At 67.3% G+C, this 16,999-nt stretch carries 13 protein-coding genes; 7 read left to right on the plus strand and 6 right to left on the minus strand.

All coding sequences use genetic code 11. The features are described 5' to 3' along the window. Positions 1–178 precede the first annotated feature (178 nt). Together VEW47_08205 and VEW47_08210 are read left to right on the plus strand one after the other, a co-directional pair. A complete protein-coding gene (locus VEW47_08205) occupies positions 179–793 on the plus strand; it encodes a mismatch-specific DNA-glycosylase (protein HYS05162.1) in 615 nt (204 codons plus the stop codon). A 103-nt stretch (positions 794–896) separates the two neighbouring features. Next, positions 897–1,322 (plus strand): FtsX-like permease family protein, encoded by a 426-nt coding sequence (locus tag VEW47_08210; GenBank protein ID HYS05163.1) that lies wholly within the window; start codon positions 897–899, stop codon positions 1,320–1,322. A 2-nt stretch (positions 1,323–1,324) separates the two neighbouring features. On the opposite strand, the gene VEW47_08215 is transcribed toward VEW47_08210, so the two are convergent. From VEW47_08215 to VEW47_08230, 4 genes are all read right to left on the minus strand, one after another. Continuing rightward, positions 1,325–2,269, minus strand: coding sequence for a CsgG/HfaB family protein (locus VEW47_08215; protein HYS05164.1), 945 nt, complete (start codon positions 2,267–2,269; stop codon positions 1,325–1,327). Between the two features lie 204 nt (positions 2,270–2,473). Beyond that, a complete protein-coding gene (locus VEW47_08220; protein ID HYS05165.1) occupies positions 2,474–3,775 on the minus strand; it encodes a D-arabinono-1,4-lactone oxidase in 1,302 nt (433 codons plus the stop codon). Positions 3,776–3,779: 4 nt separating this feature from the next. After that, positions 3,780–4,943 carry a GNAT family N-acetyltransferase gene (locus VEW47_08225; GenBank protein HYS05166.1) on the minus strand — a complete coding sequence of 388 codons (1,164 nt, stop codon included), beginning with the start codon at positions 4,941–4,943 and terminating at the stop codon, positions 3,780–3,782. Beyond that, on the minus strand, positions 4,940–6,217 hold the full coding sequence (locus VEW47_08230) for a pyridoxal phosphate-dependent aminotransferase family protein (protein ID HYS05167.1): 1,278 nt from the start codon (positions 6,215–6,217) through the stop codon (positions 4,940–4,942). Before VEW47_08230 ends, VEW47_08225 begins: the two co-directional genes overlap by 4 nt. A gap of 766 nt (positions 6,218–6,983) precedes the next feature. Here VEW47_08230 and VEW47_08235 point away from each other — a divergent pair. Next, the gene (locus VEW47_08235) at positions 6,984–9,905 is read left to right on the plus strand and encodes a S8 family serine peptidase (GenBank protein HYS05168.1); all 2,922 of its coding nucleotides are present in this window, start codon (positions 6,984–6,986) and stop codon (positions 9,903–9,905) included. Between the two features lie 92 nt (positions 9,906–9,997). Here the strand turns inward: VEW47_08235 and VEW47_08240 are convergent, their stop codons facing one another. Next, a complete protein-coding gene (locus VEW47_08240; GenBank protein HYS05169.1) occupies positions 9,998–10,642 on the minus strand; it encodes an NADPH-dependent F420 reductase in 645 nt (214 codons plus the stop codon). A 127-nt stretch (positions 10,643–10,769) separates the two neighbouring features. Then, the gene (locus VEW47_08245) at positions 10,770–12,392 is read right to left on the minus strand and encodes a PrsW family intramembrane metalloprotease (protein ID HYS05170.1); all 1,623 of its coding nucleotides are present in this window, start codon (positions 12,390–12,392) and stop codon (positions 10,770–10,772) included. 199 nt (positions 12,393–12,591) lie between these two features. Here VEW47_08245 and VEW47_08250 point away from each other — a divergent pair, with 199 nt between their 5' ends. The 4 genes from VEW47_08250 to VEW47_08265 all read left to right on the plus strand — a co-directional run bounded on the left by VEW47_08250 (position 12,592) and on the right by VEW47_08265 (position 16,820). Next, complete coding sequence (locus VEW47_08250) at positions 12,592–12,954, plus strand: DUF1428 domain-containing protein (GenBank protein HYS05171.1); 363 nt, start codon at positions 12,592–12,594, stop codon at positions 12,952–12,954. A 62-nt stretch (positions 12,955–13,016) separates the two neighbouring features. Further along, the gene (locus VEW47_08255) at positions 13,017–13,349 is read left to right on the plus strand and encodes a hypothetical protein (protein HYS05172.1); all 333 of its coding nucleotides are present in this window, start codon (positions 13,017–13,019) and stop codon (positions 13,347–13,349) included. Positions 13,350–13,361: 12 nt separating this feature from the next. Continuing rightward, positions 13,362–13,640: a hypothetical protein gene (locus VEW47_08260; GenBank protein HYS05173.1), complete on the plus strand. Its 279-nt coding sequence runs from the start codon at positions 13,362–13,364 to the stop codon at positions 13,638–13,640. Between the two features lie 126 nt (positions 13,641–13,766). After that, positions 13,767–16,820, plus strand: coding sequence for an ATP-binding protein (locus tag VEW47_08265; protein ID HYS05174.1), 3,054 nt, complete (start codon positions 13,767–13,769; stop codon positions 16,818–16,820). Positions 16,821–16,999: the final 179 nt, after the last annotated feature.

A 16,999-nucleotide genomic window follows, 5' to 3' on the forward strand; every position in this document is an offset into this window, starting at 1 on the left:
CCGCCCTCTCGAGGTCCTCGGTCACCGTGAAAGAGATTGGAGAATGTGTAAAAATACGCCCAAGCGCGAGAACGGTCAAGCCGGGAAACGGACGACTCTCCCCTTGCGCGCCAGAGCCGGCTCACGCGACGCGGAGATTGACGCCTCTCCACGAGCCCTCCCGGACCGGTGACGCGACATGCCGACGCCCCGTCGACTGAGTCCCCTTCCCGACCGGATCCGGCCGGATCTGCGAGTCCTGTTCGTCGGCATCAATCCCGGGATCCGGTCGGCCGCGGTGGGCCACCACTTCGCGGGGTTCTCGAACCGGTTCTGGAGGCTGCTCTACGATTCGGGTCTCGTGCCGCGGCCGGTCGGCTGGAAGGATGACCGTCGTCTTCCCGAGTGGGGCTTCGGGATCACGAACCTCGTGCCGCGGCCGACCCGGGGGATCGACGAGCTGCGGCATCAGGAGTACTCCGCCGGCCGGCGCGCGCTCTTTGCGAAGGTCCGGCGGCACCGCCCCCGGGTCGTCGCCCTGGTCGGCATCACGATCTACCGGGAGCTGTTTCCGGCGCCGCCGCGATTGGATTCGCGGCGGACCCCGAAAAAATCGCCTCTCCGCGTCCTCCCGGGGCTGAGCAAGGAAACGATCGAGGGGGTGCCCGTCTTCGTCCTCCCGAACCCGAGCGGCCGCAACGCCACGATGTCTTACGACGGGATGCTGTCAGGTTTCCGCTCGCTCGCGCGGCTGGTTTCCTCCCGGCGGCGCCGCCCCCGGCCATCCGGGGGCTGGCAGTTCACCAGGTCTTGAGGCCAACTTGCGAAGACTTTCCGGTTGACGTTGCGGAGGACGGGGGGTACTTTCTGTTCACAACAACTTCTTCACCTTTCGTGTCCTAAGTCGGGGACCCAAAATGACCACTCCGAGACGCGCCACGCCGTCTGTTCGGTGTTCAAGCGCCTGGTTTGCGAACGTCCTGGCCGTTCTGGCCACGGCTCTCCCGATCGCAGGATTGTACGGAGTGGTGGCGTACAACGTGAGCCGCAGAACCCGCGAGATCGGGATTCGCATGGCCATCGGCGCGCGACCGTCCGACATCCTGCGCCTGGTGATGGGCAAGGGCCTCACGCTCGTGGGAACGGGAACGATGATCGGACTCGCGATGGGCTTCGCCGTCGAGCAGCTCATGAATTCCATGCTGTTCAATGCCGGCGGCGTGGACATTCTGGCTTATGTCATCGTCGTGCCGTCGATGCTCCTGGTGACCCTGCTGGCGGCCTACGTGCCCGCACGCCGCGCATCCCGGATCGAGCCGACCCAGGCGCTGCGATACGAGTGAAGCTACCTCGCCAGCTGGAAGAGCAGGGAGGAGACCCAGCCCTTCGTGCCCAGCTCGTCCGTGACCTCCCAGAGCACGTCGCGCTTCTCCCCTGTCGGGTAGAGCATCGTTCCGGGCTCGAGCGCTTTGATGACCTGGCCGTTCGTGTCCGGCGTGGCGTACATGCGGCCCGGTTTGGTCATGGTCACGGCCTGCTGCGCGCTGGCGGCTGAGGCGTCATCGGGCAAGCCGCCGAGCTGGGTGACGAGGTCGGTGTAAGCCTGCAGATAGGCCAGCGTGATCACCTGTCCGATCTCGGTGTCCGAATAACCGGAGGCGCCGGCGCTGCCGAAGCCGCTCCAAGTCGCCCTGCTGCCGCGCCCGCCCCAGCCGATGTCGGTCTTCTTGGCGTGCCCCTCCACGGTGGCCACCTCTTCGGAGGAACGGACGTCGGTGACGGTCAGGACGACGTCGGCGGTCTTCTTCTTGGTATTGATGCCGGCGACGGCGGCGCCCACCGCGTGGTGGCCCATCAATCCGCCGGCCAGGGCGCCGAAATGGTGGCCTCCCGCGTTGTTGTTCGAGGAGATCAGGTCGGGCACGATGACGTAATCGGCCGCTTTGATCTGGCCCTGGCCGACGTTCGACCCGCCGCGCAGGTCCCCGCCGGCCGCAAGGGCGCGCTCCCCCTGGATCGCCTGCATTCCCTTGCCGCGATCGACCAGGGTGAAGCAGTTCGACTTGCGCACGAAGACCTTGATCAAGGCCTCGGGCGAGCCCAATCCCGCCTGCTGCCACCAGTTCGTGTCGGGCTCGACGACTGCGACGGTGCCAATCTTCTTGGAGCAGACGGGGATTTCGCCCATCTTCTCGTCGCGCCTGTCCTGGGCCGACTTGGCGAACAGGGGCATTGATGCCGCAACAGCTGCCAATAACGCCACGACCGACAGGAACTTCATCCCCTTCATGCTCATCTCTCTCCCCCTGGTGCGAGACACCATCCACCTGCCGGCCGCACCACGCGGCCATTCCCAAGATAGGTCCAGGAAAAAGAGACGTCGAGGACGAGGACGCCTTCTTCGCAGCGGCGAGCGGCGTCACCATCTTGACGGTCCATCCCCGCAATCTTCGCCGCTCCCGAGCCGGCCAGGCGGCCGCTCAGACTGAAGAGCTCAATCCGTCGCGTCCAGGAGCACCGTGCGCAGGTGCGGATTGAGGAACCGGCCCGTCGGGTCGAGCTCGGCGCGGATCTGCAGAAAGTCGTCCCAGCGCGGATAAAGGCGTCGCAGGTAGGGCGGCCGCGCGCTGTGTGTCTTGCCCCAATGCGGGCGGCCCGCGTGATTCTGGAAAATGGCCTCGACACCATCGAACAGCTCGCGGTACGCGACCGGATGAAACATGAGCACCGAGATGGCGGCGCTGTCGCGCTCGTAGAACGGCGAGAGGAAGAGATCGTCCTTCGCCACAAGCCGGTACTCGAGCGGGAGGCTCACCGGCAGTTTGCGCTTGGTGATGAAGGCGCGGATCTCGCGCAGACAGTCGGGGCCGCGCTCCGCAGGCACCGCGTATTCCATCTCCTGAAAGCGGACGAGACGCGGCGTGGGGAAAATGCGATGGGCGGGACCGAGATACTCCGATTCATCCAGGGTGCGCGCGCAGAAGTCGTTGAGGGCGGGGGTCCATTTCGGAACCACGCGACAGACCTGGCAGGAGAGCCAGAGGCCCCAGTTGTCCAGGACCACGTTCGTGATCCAGGCACGCGATCTGTCCTTGCGGCCCGAGCCCGCATCCGCGATGTCGAGCGTCTTGGTGAGCGCCAGGTCCGAGTGGGGAAACCAGAAGAACTCAAAATGACGATGGGCGGCGGCTGTCGCGTCGATCCGCGCCAGACATTCGTCGAGCGGGACGGTCCGCCGCACGTCGCGCAGGCGATAGGCCGCACGCACCTTGAGACGCACCTGTGAGATCACGCCCAGGCATCCGAGCGAGACAGCGGCCGCCAGAAATCGGGCGCCGTCGTGGCTGCGGGTCAGGACCAACGTGTCACCCGTCGCCGTGACCAACGTCAGCCCCAGTGCCTGGCTGGCGATGCACCCGAGGCGCGCGCCGGTGCCGTGAGTCGCCGTGCTCAAAGCGCCGGCGAGCGCCTGGGCATCGATGTCGCCCTGGTTCTCGATCGCCAGGCCTTGCTCCGCGAGTCGCGGGCCGAGGTCCCGAAGCCGCGTGCCGGCCCACACGGTGACCTCCTGCCGCTCGGGGTCCACACGCTCGACACCGCTCAAGCCGTCGAGCTGAATCGCATGCTGGTCGGTCGCCGCGAGCGGCGTGAACGAGTGACCTGCCCCGAGCACTCGAATGGGCAGGTCCGTATTGCGCACGGCGGCGACCAGTTCCTTGTGGCTGGAGGGACGATCGATGCGGGCGGGCCGCCATCGCAGGTCGCCGGTCCAATTGCGCAGCCGCCTGCTCAGGATGCGATCACCCGGCGCCGGCGTCCCTGAAGACCCGCCGCGGCGGCGGCGAGGTCGTCGGGAACAGCGCCTTGGACGCCGCCCGGAGGGTGAAGTGCACGGCCGGACTCGGACATTTGATGTAGAGCCAGCGCGCGCTCATCTCGGCACCCAGGCGCCCTTTCAGATCGTAGGTCGTCTGTCCCAGCTCGAGCCGCGTCGCCCCGTGACGAATCGCCTCGGCGACGATTTCGGTGACCAGCGTGAGGTAGGCCTGGCACTGGCGGTGGTGGGCGTAATCGATACCCGCGAGCAGGAACGTGAGAACGCCCGGGGCATGGAGCAGGACCGCGGCGGCGAGCAGCGCGCCGCCGCGCTCGACGAGAATGGCGCTGGTCTGGTCGCCGAGGTCGGCCGCGAGATGCCGGAAGAACGCCAGATTCAGCCGCTCGAGCTGGAACGGAGCGCGGTCCATGACCTGTTCGTACAGGGGGAAGATGCGCTCGGCCTGCGCCTCCCAGGCCGGGACCAGACGCACCGTGAGACCCAGTCTGTCGCGCGCTTCCAGGTTTGCCAGGACCTGCCGCCGGTAGCCCGCCCGCATCGCACCGACGTACTCCTCGAACGTGCGCCACGCGATGGCGAGGGTGCAGGACGGCATGCTGGACACCCGGAAGTAACCGTGCTGCGTCAGCGGCTCCACGATCGGCTCCTCCCGTGGCGCGAATTCCTTGAAGCACAGCACGGACGCGCCGAAGCTCCGCGCCCAGCACTCCAGCTCCTGCGCCAGCAGGCCCGCGATCGAAGGCGCGTCGGTCCCGGGGCGGAGCCGCACGCTCGACTGCCCGAACGACACCGGCAGCCCGCAGAACGCGACCGGGACACGGCAGAAGTCGCGACGCCACCGTCGCACCCCCTGAATCGCGCCGCGCACGACGCCGGTGGAGAGCAGATCGAGCGCCACCTGCATCCGGCAGAAGCTCGCGATCGCGAGCACGTGTCTTCCGTCGTGCACCGTGATGTGCCGATAGGCCGCGTCCGCCACCCGCGAGCGTTGGCAGATGCTGATGAAGCGATGCGTCGCGTGAAAGTCGTCCGGCGCCAGCAGGGCATCCCATTCGTGCGGATCCACATCGGCGATGTCGGAGCGCGCGTGGACGACGTAGCGCAGAGCTGCAGCGGTGGCGCTCACTCGATGCCGGCCGGGCGGCCGGCCCGGTCGAACGCGTCGAGCGCTTCGTCGAGATCGGCCGCCGATTGGGCTGCGGTCGCGCACAGTCTCAGTCGGGCGGCGCCGCGCCGCACGGCCGGGTGAACCACGGCGGAGACGAGCACGCCCTCGTCGAACAACCTCCGCGCGAGCCGCCAGGCCGCGGTGTCTTCGCCCACCAGCACCGGCACGATGGCGCTCGCGGAATTCCCCGTGTCGTAGCCGCGCGCACGGAGCCCGGCGCGTAGCGCGCCGGCATTGCGCCGCAGGACCTCGAGCCGCTCCGGCTCACGCCGCGTCACGCGCAGCGCCTCGAGCGCGGCCCCCGCGGCCGCCGGACCGAGCGCCGCCGAGAACCAGAACGGCGCCGAGGCGTGCTGCAGGTACACGATCAGGTCGCGTCGACCGGCGATGAACCCGCCGTTCGACGGCACAGCCTTCGAAAGCGAGCCGGTCCACACGTCGACCGCGCCGGCCGCGATGCCGAAGTGCTCTTGGACGCCGCGCCCCGTGGCGCCGAGCACCCCCAGCGCGTGCGCCTCATCCACCAGGAGAAAGGCGCCGTACCGGCGCTTCAGGTCCACCAGCTCGGGCAGCGGGCAAACGTCGCCGTCCATGGAATAAAGCCCGTCGACCACGATCAGGGTGCGGCGCCCGGCGGGCGCGCGCCGCAGCTCGCGTTCGATGGCGGCGACGTTGTTGTGGGGGAAGGTCGTCACCCGCGCGCGCGCCAGGACGCACGCGTCGCGCAGGCTCCGGTGTGCGCGGGCGTCGATCAACACGCGGTCCCGCGGGCCGACGAGAGCGGCCACGACCGCGAGGTTCGCGAGGTACCCCGATCCGAATGTGAGCGCCGCCTCCACGTCCTTGAAAGCGGCGATTTCGCGCTCGAGGTCGCGGTGCAGGGCGGTCGTGCCGGTGAGCATCCGCACGCCGCCCGTCCCCGTCCCGTAGGTCCGGACCGCAGCGATGGCGGCGTCCTCGATCGATTGATGGCCCGCGAGGCCCAGGTAGTCGTAGCAGGAGAGCATGAGGCGCGTGCGCCCCAGCACCGAGACCCGGCTGCCCGTGCGCCCCTCGAGCGGCATCTGGTAGGTGTAGAGTCCCTCTTCGTCCCCCCAGGAAAGCAGGGAGAACCAGCGGCGGGCAGCCGGGAGATCGAGCAGGCCGTCCGGGGCCACCGGCGGACGCCCCAGGTTTCGGAAGAAGCCGTCGAACGGGTCGAGCCGTTCCGGGCCGATGATGGGTCGCGTCACGGTCGCCTTGCGATGCGGCGACCCGCCGCCGTTCGGGGGCACACGGGTGAGCGAGGGTGCGCCACTCTGGGACGTGGCCGGGGATTCCGGGCCCCTCGTCCGTCGCCCGTGCCAGCTGACGCGAGAGATGGTGTCGATCGATCGGCGCATGGATCTCCCCCTGGGGAACGTGCCTATATTACGTCCGCGGGCCGGAGGAGGTTCCAGCCCTCTGAGGACCCCTTCAGCGCGTTCCAGCGCCTCCATGCGGTGGGGAAGTTCGAAGGCACCGGCATCGGGCCTGGCCACCGTGGCGCGCATCATTCAACGCCACGGCGGGCGGATCCGGGCCGAAGCGGCGCCCGGGAAGGATGCGGCGTTCCATTTCAGCCTGGAGCCCGCCGCCATCGGCGGCCGCGGCGCACGCCGCGCCGGATGGGCGCTGGGCGGCGATAGTCGTGGCGGTCTCGAGCTCCATCCTCGACATTCTGCTGGCTCCGGCACATCTCACCCGTGTCTAGGCGGGTTAGCGTATCTCCTCCGCCTGGGCGCTCGCCCCGGGGCACTATGCCGACTTCGGACCGAGCGACCCCTTCGACCCGTGGACTCTGTGATCGTCCGATTCCTCGGGAATTCTCCCTCTCCGAAGTCAGGAGATCACCCGATCGAATCCCCGAGACCGTGGGCGTACATGTAGCACCGCATCCGGGGGCCCACCGAGGGGGAATGCTCGCAAGTCCCCTTCCGCTCACACGATTTCCGCGTCTGCTCTTGGAGGAGGAGCGCCATGAAAACCTGCCATCGGGACTTGCGCACGACTGGAGCCGTCAACGATCGAGGACGCCTCGCCGGGGCGATCGCGGCGGCCGTCCTGGGGACCTTCCTGGCAGGTACGCCGCTCGGCGCGCAAACGACGACGCCGATCTTCGTCGAGCTGAAATCTCCCGATCCGGTCGTCGTGGCCCGCGCGCGCGCCGCCGCTCAGGGGAAGGCGTTCGACGAGGCCCTGCAGCGCTCGTCGATCAGGCTGGCGCAGGACCAGCTCCTCCAGGGCCTGGTCGCGGCCGGGATCCCGTACACGCTGACGAGCACCACGCTGGCGCTTCCGAGCGGAGCCGTGAGCCTCATCGACCGCTACGCCGACCTGATCAACGCGGTCCGCCTCGAGGTGGGAGGCTGGGACGTGGGCAAGATCCGGCGGATGAGCGCCGTCAGGCACATCAGCGTCGACGTCGGCAAGCAGCTGGTGCTCGACCACAGCGTGCCGTACATCCGCGCCAACTGCCCGTCCGATCCGAGCGGCACCCCCTCCGCCTGCGGCAGCGCGCGCAGCCTCGGTCTGCGGGGGACGGGCCAGGTGATCGCGGTGCTCGACACGGGGATCCATGCCGGCTTGGGGCAGGGCGCGGGCGGAGGCCACCCGATGTTCGACGACCGGGTCGACGACGCCCACTTCGAGGACCGCAACGCCTTCAACCATCCCGACATGCGCCCGGTGCGGATGCAGGGCGAGCCGTTCCTGCCGGGAACGCACCACACGAAGGTGGTCTACAGGGCGCTCTTCGGTGGCAACGCCGTCGTCGGCGACGACACCGGACACGGGACGATGGTCTCGACCACCGCGGCCGGGCTGAAGGCGCGCACCGGTCCGAACGACGGCAGCGTCGTGGTCGAGGGGGTGGCGCCCGGGGCCCTGGTGATGGACTACAAGGTCTGCCCCAGCCTGGCCTGCACCGACCAGCAGATCCTGTTCAGCCTGGAGGACTCGATCCGGCCGGTGGACGTCGCGGGCAACCCGAAGCCGGTGGCGACGGTGGTCAACATGAGCTTCGGGGACTCGACCGGCGACCCGGACGACGCCATCGGCACGGCCGCGGGCAATCTCCAGTTCGCGGGGGTCGTCCCCGAGGCCTCGGCCGGGAACGACGGACCCGACGAGAACATCATCGGCTCCCCGGCGGCGCACCGGCTGGTGATCGCGACTGCGGCGACGAACGACCCGGGGGTGGCCCCGAACAGCATCGACGTGCTGAACGCGGATCGGGCGACAATCAAGCCGGGCACGCCGAAGATGCTCGCCGACTTCGCCACCGAGTCGAACGCCACGATGAAGATCAGCGCGCCGATCGTGGAGAACTACGTCTACGCCGGCTTCGCCGATACGGTGGCGGACGTGCCCCTCGCGGCGAACGGCCACATCTGCCTGGCGCAGCGGGGCGGGACGGTCGGTCTCTTCGGGGCCAAGGCGAACAACTGTGCCGCGCGGGGGGCGAAGGCCGTCGTCATCTTCAACAACGTCCCCGGACCGATCGGGGTCGTCCTGGCCCCTTCGGTCAATGTCCCCGTCTTCACCATCTCGCTGGAGGATGGGATCCTGCTGCGTGACGGCGCGGGCCTCGGCTTCGACGCCAGCGGTGTCTCCAACCTCCCGATCCGCATCAATCCCGAGGACGCGGCGCTCTTCGTGCCGGACACGGCGGCGTTCAGCTCCCGAGGCCCGAACAACGACTTCAGGGTGGTCAAGCCGGATCTCACCGCTCCGGGCGTCGCCATCCTTATGGGGGCCTCGCCCACCGGCATCCCGGTCATCCTGGGCGACCCCGACTTCTACAACAGCGCCGACGGCACCAGCTTCTCCGGGCCGCACCTGAGCGGGTCGGCCGCCCTAGTGCGCGACGCCCTCTCCCGGCCCGGCTTCACGCCCAGCCAGGTGCGCGCCGCGCTCATGAACGGAACGACGAACCTGCGCAAAGCCGACGGCACGCCGATCCCGGACACCGACGCCAACAACTTCATCCACGAGACCGGCGCCGGCCTCGCCGATCTGGTACGGGCCGTCACGGTGAAGGCGATCATGGGGACCAACAACCTGAACGGCGCCGGCGGCCCCGACGACACGGCCCAGCCCGACTTCCTCCCCAGCCACAGCTTCGGCGAGCTGGGGCTGATCGGCACCGGGGCCTCCGCGAAGACCGCCTCCCAGCGGCGGGCCATCACCGTGACGCTGGCCGACATGTCCGGCGCCTCCGGTACCTACAGCCTGAGGCTCGTCGACGCTGGGGCGCTGCGCGGCGACATCACCAGGCCCCTCGGCACGCCGGGGTTCAGTGCCTCCCTCGGCAGGACCTCCGTCTCGGTCGGGGCCAACGGCAAGGCGACGTTCGACGTGAACATTGCCGTGGACGGGACCGCCGCCGGGCTGCAGGTCGCCGGCCCGGACGTCAACGGCGATCCGGCCGTCGAGTTCCTCTGGTATGTGGTCGCCGCCCGCTCCGACGGCAGCGAGACGCTGCGCATGCCGTTCTTCGCCCGATTCGCCAAGGGCTCCGGGGTGGCCGGAGGCAAGGCGAGCGGCGACGGCTGGATCCTCGGGAGCGGCGCGGGCCAGAAGGCCAACTTCCACTTCAACGCCCGCTTCGAGGGGTCAGCGCCCGCCGGCCGGATCCGGTACGAGTCCGGCGGCGGGCTGTCGCTGACCGGGGACGTCAGGACGCTCTCGGTCGACGGCGCCCAGTTCCGCGCCAGCTTCGGCGGCAACTGCACGCTCGGGGACGGATCCCCCTGCCAGTACACCGCCGACGTCGAGGACAACGCCGAGCCCGGCAACGGGGCGGATCGCTTCGCAGTACGGGTCACCCGCCCGGGTGGCGCTCCGGTCCACTCAAACGACGGCCTTCTGGGAGGGGGCAACATCCGGATCGGAGGATGAGGGACGGCAGCGCGTCCGTGAGCTTGGAGTGACCTAGTACTTTTGTTCGGGGACTTCGTGAATGGAGGGGACAGCCATGTACCCCGCCAGGCCTACTTGCCGAACCGCTCGAACCGGTACGCCAGCTCCGGGCCCCCTTTTCCCTCGTATGCCAACTGGGCGACGAGCAGCGCGAACGGCTCGGTGTATCGGGCGATCTGCAGGGGACCGGCGTCCACCGGATCGAAACCCACCTCGCGGATCAGCTCAACGACCACCGCCTTGCCGCTCTTGTCGTCGCCACAGCACACCAGACTCGGTCGGCTGACCTTGCGCCTGGCTTCGAACACGCCGAAAAGCACTTCGCTGGGCACGGTGTTGAATGCGGAGACGACCCGAGCTTTCGGAATCATCTTTGCAAGTTCCTCCGCCCCCGACGAGGTGTGGGCGACGACGAGTTCGGTATTGTCAACATTCATCGGAAGCGAACAGCTTACGATCACCTTGCCGGACAGGTCGCCCGCTTGTTTCAGTACGTCGTCGATTCGCGACCAGTGCACCGCGAGCAGGAGTGCGTCGGCATCCCGTGCGGCATCCCTCGGTGTGCCCGCCCGCGCGTTTCCCTGGGCGTCCCGCGCGAGCTTGTCCAGCTTCTCCTTGCTGCGCGCATAGCTGAATGCCACCTCATGCCCCGCACGCGCGAAGAGCGTCCCGAGCTTGCCGCCCATCAACCCCGAACCCAGAATGCCAACTCGCATGGTGCTCTCCCCTCGTCGCAGTCAGCCTGCGGTACGCGGCCAGGTGCTGGATGGCGTCCTTGGGCGATCTTCGCGCAGCGCCGCCCGATACGCCTCCATCGCTTCGTTCTTCCGGCCCACGGGCAAGCTACCGTTCCCGTGAAAGAATTGAGCGCCACTTGTGCTTCACGAGCTTGAGGTTGCCGAAGCCCACGATCAATATGAAACAAAGGAAATAGAACTTCAGGATGTTCAGGCCCAGGTTGCTCAACGAGAGGTTCAAGCCGTATTGGACGGCAAGGATGGAAAACTGCATCAGGAGGATGCCCAGGACCCCGTAAAAGAGATAGACGGACAGATTGATCTTGAACGTGCTCCCCGAGAAAAATTCGGACTGGTCCAGAGCGTTCTCGAGCATGTTGCGGAAGACAATGATCAAGTAGATGAGGATGAGCGTCGACACAATGCCGAGCCCGATGGAAGACGACAGAAAGAAATCATAGAGCCCATGGGCCAGGACGGCCGCGCCAAAACAGCCGAAGACCCAGATCACGCCCCAGGAGTCGCGCATGTAGCGCCGGTGAAAGAGACCGTACACCGCCAGGCTGGTCAGGCAGACATGCATGACCACGGCTGAAAGCGACCGCCCTACGATGAGCCCGATGGCCACCCGGCTGAAGTAGCCCACGTTCTCGATGCAGGCGAATCCCAGGGCGGACACGGCCGCGAACACAAGGATGTCCACAGACTCGTTCCACTTCTTCCACAGGAAGACCGCGATCAGCACGGGGATGACCTTCGCGGTCTCCTCGAACAGACCCACCCCGAAGATGAAGAAGCCCAGGTCCTGAAGCCCCCGCCCGGTTTCCTTGACTCCCAAGTAAGAACCGGCCAGGTCGTAGAACATCGAGGCCAGCACTCCGGAAAGAACTCCCATTCCGAAGATGGCTGCAAGGAGGGAAATCCTCTCGTTCTCGAACACGTCCACGAAGTAGATGTAAGCCAGAAACATCAGGGCGATCGACAGGCTGGACAGGAGACTCATCCAGGTCACGGCGCTCGCTTCGGACCGGAGCAGGGTCATCATGTAGGCGCCGTAGCGTCGCTCAGCCAATTCCAGGTACCTCAGTGCGTGCATCGGGAAATACCGGCCCAGGGCCGCGTCCCGGCTCAGCGCGTCCATCTCTCCGAGCTTCCGTTGCTCCCAGAACAGTTCGGCCAGGTTCGAGACCGCGCCGTCCACGTTTCCTTTGAGGGCGATCTCCCTCTCGAAATATGGACGCGCGCGGTCCGGCTGCCTCTTTTCGTGCCAGTAGAGGTAGCCGATGGAGTTGTTCAAGTAAGGCATGTCGCGATTGACGATCTTGTCGAAGTATTCCAAGCCGCGGTCCGGCAGTTGCTCGCGGGCGAAAAAATAGCCCATCCCGTAAAGACCGATGTCGCGCAGCTTTGGATCGTTGGACTTGATGTAGCGGTTGTAACGGTCCTGGATCTGCGTGTCGTCGCGCACGATCGTGCTGTGCCGCATGCGAGTCATCTTGGGGATGGAAAGATGGGCGTCCAGCAGGCCGCGGTGATTGTCGAGATTGTAGACGTCCGCGTCGACGAGTCTGGCATATTCCCTTTCCAGGGTGTAATAGTCCAGGCTGGCTCGCGCGCCCTCCAAGGCGGTACGCGGCCCGTGCGGAACGAACAAAAAGGCGACGGCCGAGCCGAGGACGACCACGGCGATGACCAGGAGCGAGAACAGGAAATGCTTCTGGAAGGGCATTCCGAATCCACCCGAACCGGTTCCCCGCCGACCGCCTGGCCGCCGCGGCCGCAGGCCAGCCATCATACCGCGGCCGCCAAGTTCTCCGGGCCGGGAGCTCGACCGGCGGCCGCGCCCCGTATCTTGAGGTAGAATCGGACATCAAGACATTGCGAGGGGCCGAGCAACGCTGGCGCGGCACATTTGTGAGGAGGAACCAATGGCACGTTACGTCGACGGCTTCGTCGTTCCCGTCCCGAAGAAGAAACTCGCGGCCTACCGCCGAATGGCGCAGACGGCCGGCAGAGTCTGGCGCGACCACGGTGCTCTCGAGTACATCGAGAGCGTGGCCGACGACGTCAAGCGGGGCAAATGGACCTCGTTTCCGCGGAGCGTCAAGCTGAAGAGCAACGAGACTGTGGTCTTCTCGTACATCGTCTACAAGTCCAAGGCGCAGCGCGACCGTATCAACGCCAAGGTGATGAAGGATCCCCGCCTCGCCAAGATGATGGACCCCAAGGCGATGCCGTTCGACGGCAAGCGGATGTTCTGGGGCGGCTTCAAGACCCTGGTCACGCGCTGAGAGCCCGGCCCCGATCGGACGAAGCGATCGCCGTCGCACGCAGGCTCCTGGGCCGGTGGCGCATGACGGCGCGCGCTGTGACCATCGCCCTCCTGTGTCTCTGTCCGTTGACCGATGGCCCGCGGGCGTTTCAGGACCATGTCTTCGTCGTGACCGACCCGAACGTCCACGACTGCAACTCCGCGACACTCGAGCCGGTCGCACCCTGGACGGCGACCCGGGACGTGGAGCCTGTGGGCGGCGATCCGGTCGTGCGCCATTGTCTCGGTCTCACGTACGTCATCAACCGATCGAGCGGCACGGTGCAGGTCATCGACCCCGCCACCTACGATACGAAGCGCACTTTCTCGGTGGGGGCGGGTTCAAACCCCCAGGACATCCTGGTCGTCGACTAACGCATCGCCTATGTGACCCGCTACGAAAGCCGCTGGCTGTACAGAGTCGACCCCACGACCGGCAGAGGCTTCGACGCGGTGGATCTCGGACCGCTCGCCGATGGCGACGGCCTGCCCGAGATGTCGATGATGGCGCGCGACGGTCTTCACCTGTTCATCCAGATCCAGCGGCTCGATCGACCCGCGGGTTACGTCTCGGTGCCGCCGTCCTATGCTCGGGGGCATGCCAGAGTAGGCGAAGACCGGCACGTCGAGGTCTCGAGCGGGACAGATCGAGCCGGCGGCGCTTGACAGAAGCGCTGCGATGCCAATATTTACGTCTCGGGCCGCTCCGCCGGACTCACCCTCCCACCTTTCGAATGCGGCAGCGAGGACGGCCTCCCGGACAACGCTCGCGCCCTTGAATGGGACCGACGGATGAAGAACGCCAAGATCAAGAAGATTCACGCCGGGCACGCTCCGGATCGAAAGGATGCCCGCCCGGAGGATTGGCTGGTCGGCGGCGGAGAGATGGGGCAGCTGGTCCGATCGATGGACTGGTCGAGGACGCCCCTGGGCCGCATCTCATTCTGGCCTCAGAGCCTGCGCACCACGGTCAGCCTCGGCCTGGCCTCCAACTTTCCCATCTCCCTTGCCTGGGGGCCCAAGCACATCCAGATCTACAACGACGGGTACTGGCCGATCTGCGGCGCGAAGCACCCCCACTCCATGGGCCAGGACTTCAGCGAATGCTGGGCCTCGGCCTGGCCGGTCATCGGCGAGGCGTTCGAGCAGGCCCTGCGCGGCCAGACCTCCTATCTCGAGAACCAGCGGATGTTCCTGGATCGCAACGGCTATCTCGAAGAGACCTTTTTCACCTTCTCGTTCAGCCCCATTCGGGACGAGACGGGCAAGGTCGGGGGACTCTTCCACCCCGTGACCGAAACCACGAGCAAAATGCTCAACGAGCGGCGCACGCGCAGCCTGCGCGACCTGGCCGGGCGCGCCGGCAAGGCGCGAACCCTAGAAGATGCCTTCACGCTCGCCGCTCAGACGCTCTCGGAGTCCGCGCTCGACCTGCCCTTCCTTCTCTTCTACAGGCTCGACGCCGCAGGAAAGGAAGCCAGGCTCGTCGCCCGCGCGGGACTCCCCCCCGGGACGGAGGCCAGCCCGGAGGTCGTCAACCTGGAGGGATCTCAGGAGGCGGCCTGGCCCCTGGCCGAGGTGGCACGGTCGCGCGAGCCTCGACAGGCGGACGATCTGGGCCGGAGGCTGCGTTCCCTTTCGTGCGACCCGTATCCCGAACCTCCAAAGACCGCCCTGGTGCTTCCGCTCATCCCCCCGGGGTACGAACGACCTGCCGGGATCCTCGTGGCCGGAGTCAGCGCACGGCTGCCGCTCAATGAATCGTACCGCGCTTACTACGACCTCCTCGCGGCGGGCGTCACGACGGCCGTCGCCAATGCCCGCGCCTACGAAGATGAGCGAAAGAGAGCGGAGGCTCTCGCAGAGATCGACCGCGCCAAGACGGCGTTCTTCTCGAACGTCAGCCACGAGTTCCGCACCCCGCTCACGCTGATCCTGGGTCCGCTGGAAGATGAATTGGCGGAGCGCGACAGCCCGCTCCCTCCGGCCCGGCACGAACGGCTCGACGCCGCTTACCGGAACAGTCTCCGACTTCTCAAGCTGGTCAACTCCCTCCTGGACTTCTCGCGCATCGAGGCGGGCCGTGTCCAGGCCAGTTACGAGCCCACCGAACTGGCCGCCTGCACGGCGGACCTGGCAGGCGTCTTCCGCTCGGCGGTCGAGAAGGCGGGGCTCTCCCTCACGGTGGACTGTCCACCCTTGCCGGAACAGGTCTATGTCGACCGGGAGATGTGGGAGAAGATCGTCCTCAACCTTCTCTCCAACGCCTTCAAGCACACTTTCCAGGGGGGCATCCATGTGCGACTCCGATGGTGCGGCGAACATGCGGAGCTGGCGGTCGCTGACACAGGTGTCGGCATCTCCCAAGCCGAGCAGGCGCGTCTGTTCGAGCGGTTCCACCGCGTGAAGGGAGCGAAATCGCGCAGTCTCGAAGGAACGGGGATTGGTCTCGCTCTGGTCAAGGATCTCGCAGGCCTCCACGGTGGGACGGTTCGCGTCGAGAGCCAGGAAGGCAAGGGCAGCACGTTCACCGTCGCGATCAGAGCCGGACACGCCCACCTGCCGTCCGACCGGCTGGGGGTCGAGCGCGCGCTCTCTTCATCGGCCGCCCGGACGGACGCCTACGTAGAGGAGGCGCTGCGCTGGCTGCCCGATCATCCGACGTCGGCCGACGGCATGCTCCCGGCAGGGGACGCGGGAGCGTCGGGCTCGACGGACACGACGGCTCCGGCCCTCAACGGTTCCCGATCCCGCATTCTCCTGGCCGACGATAACGCCGACATGAGGAACCATGTCCGCCGTCTGCTGGCGGACACATATGACGTTCTGGCCGTCGCGGACGGAGCGGCCGCTTTGGCCTCTGCCCTCAAGGCACCGCCCGACCTGATCCTGTCGGATGTCATGATGCCGGGCCTGGACGGCTTCGGCCTGCTGCGGGAACTCCGGACGGACGTGCGGACCCGGGCTCTCCCGGTGATCCTCCTCTCGGCCCGGGCGGGCGAAGAGTCGGCCGTCGAGGGGCTCGACGCCGGCGCGGATGACTACATCGTGAAGCCCTTCTCCGCCCGGGAGCTTCTCGCCCGCGTGCGGACTCATCTCGAGATCGCACGGATGCGTCGGGCCTGGGCCAGGGAACTGGAGCAGGCGAACAAGGAGCTCGAGGCGTTCAGTTACTCCGTCTCTCACGACCTCCGCGCTCCCCTCCGGGCCATCGACGGCTTCAGCCACGCGCTCGCGGACGAATGCGCGGAGGCGCTCGGCGACCACGGGCGGCAGCTTCTCCAAAGGGTCCTCGCAGCCGCCCAGCGGATGGGGCAGCTCATCGACGGCCTCCTCGACCTGTCGCGCCTGACGCGCGCCGAGCTCGGGCGCGACCCTGTCCGCCTCAGCGACCTCGCCCGACAGATCGCCACGCAGCTCCAGGAAAGTCAGCCGGACCGCCAGGTGGTCTTTCGCATCGAGGACGGTGTCGAAGCCACGGGCGACGCGCGGCTGGTGCGCGTCGTCCTCGAGAACCTATTGGGGAACGCCTGGAAGTTCACGCGGAAGCGGCCGGTGGGCCACATCGAGTTCGGGACGACCCTCGAGCACGGAAGCCGAACGTTCTACGTGCGCGACGATGGCGCGGGCTTCGACATGGCTTACGCCGGCAAACTCTTCAGCGCGTTCCAGCGCCTCCATGCGGCGGGAGAGTTCGAAGGCACAGGCATCGGCCTGGCCACCGTGGCGCGCATCATTCAACGCCACGGCGGGCGGATCCGGGCCGAAGCGGCGCCTGGCAAGGGTGCGGCGTTCTATTTCAGCCTGGAGCCCGCCGCCATCGAGGCTCAGCGCCCGGCTCCCTGACCTCGCCGCGAGCCAGGCGAGCGTCCCGAGCTTGCCGTCCATCAACCCCGAACCCAGAATGCCAGCTCGCATGGTGCTCTCCCTCGCCTTGGGAGTCGCTACTCCGACCTGGTCTTCGTGGTCAGTCTGCGGTACGCGGCCAGGTGCTGGATGGCGTCCTTGGGTTTGCCGAGGCGTTC

Source organism: Candidatus Dormiibacterota bacterium (assembly GCA_035635555.1).
Classification (GTDB): Bacteria; Acidobacteriota; Polarisedimenticolia; order Gp22-AA2; family Gp22-AA2; genus Gp22-AA3.

Coding starts and splice junctions, on each gene's coding strand:
- VEW47_08245 (HYS05170.1), bottom strand. CDS start 12,392: ATGCCCTTCCAGAAGCATTTCCTGTTCTCGCTCCTGGTCATCGCCGTG.
- VEW47_08255 (HYS05172.1), top strand. CDS start 13,017: ATGACGGCGCGCGCTGTGACCATCGCCCTCCTGTGTCTCTGTCCGTTG.
- VEW47_08240 (HYS05169.1), bottom strand. CDS start 10,642: ATGCGAGTTGGCATTCTGGGTTCGGGGTTGATGGGCGGCAAGCTCGGG.
- VEW47_08210 (HYS05163.1), top strand. CDS start 897: ATGACCACTCCGAGACGCGCCACGCCGTCTGTTCGGTGTTCAAGCGCC.
- VEW47_08235 (HYS05168.1), top strand. CDS start 6,984: ATGAAAACCTGCCATCGGGACTTGCGCACGACTGGAGCCGTCAACGAT.
- VEW47_08205 (HYS05162.1), top strand. CDS start 179: ATGCCGACGCCCCGTCGACTGAGTCCCCTTCCCGACCGGATCCGGCCG.
- VEW47_08265 (HYS05174.1), top strand. CDS start 13,767: ATGAAGAACGCCAAGATCAAGAAGATTCACGCCGGGCACGCTCCGGAT.
- VEW47_08250 (HYS05171.1), top strand. CDS start 12,592: ATGGCACGTTACGTCGACGGCTTCGTCGTTCCCGTCCCGAAGAAGAAA.
- VEW47_08215 (HYS05164.1), bottom strand. CDS start 2,269: ATGAAGGGGATGAAGTTCCTGTCGGTCGTGGCGTTATTGGCAGCTGTT.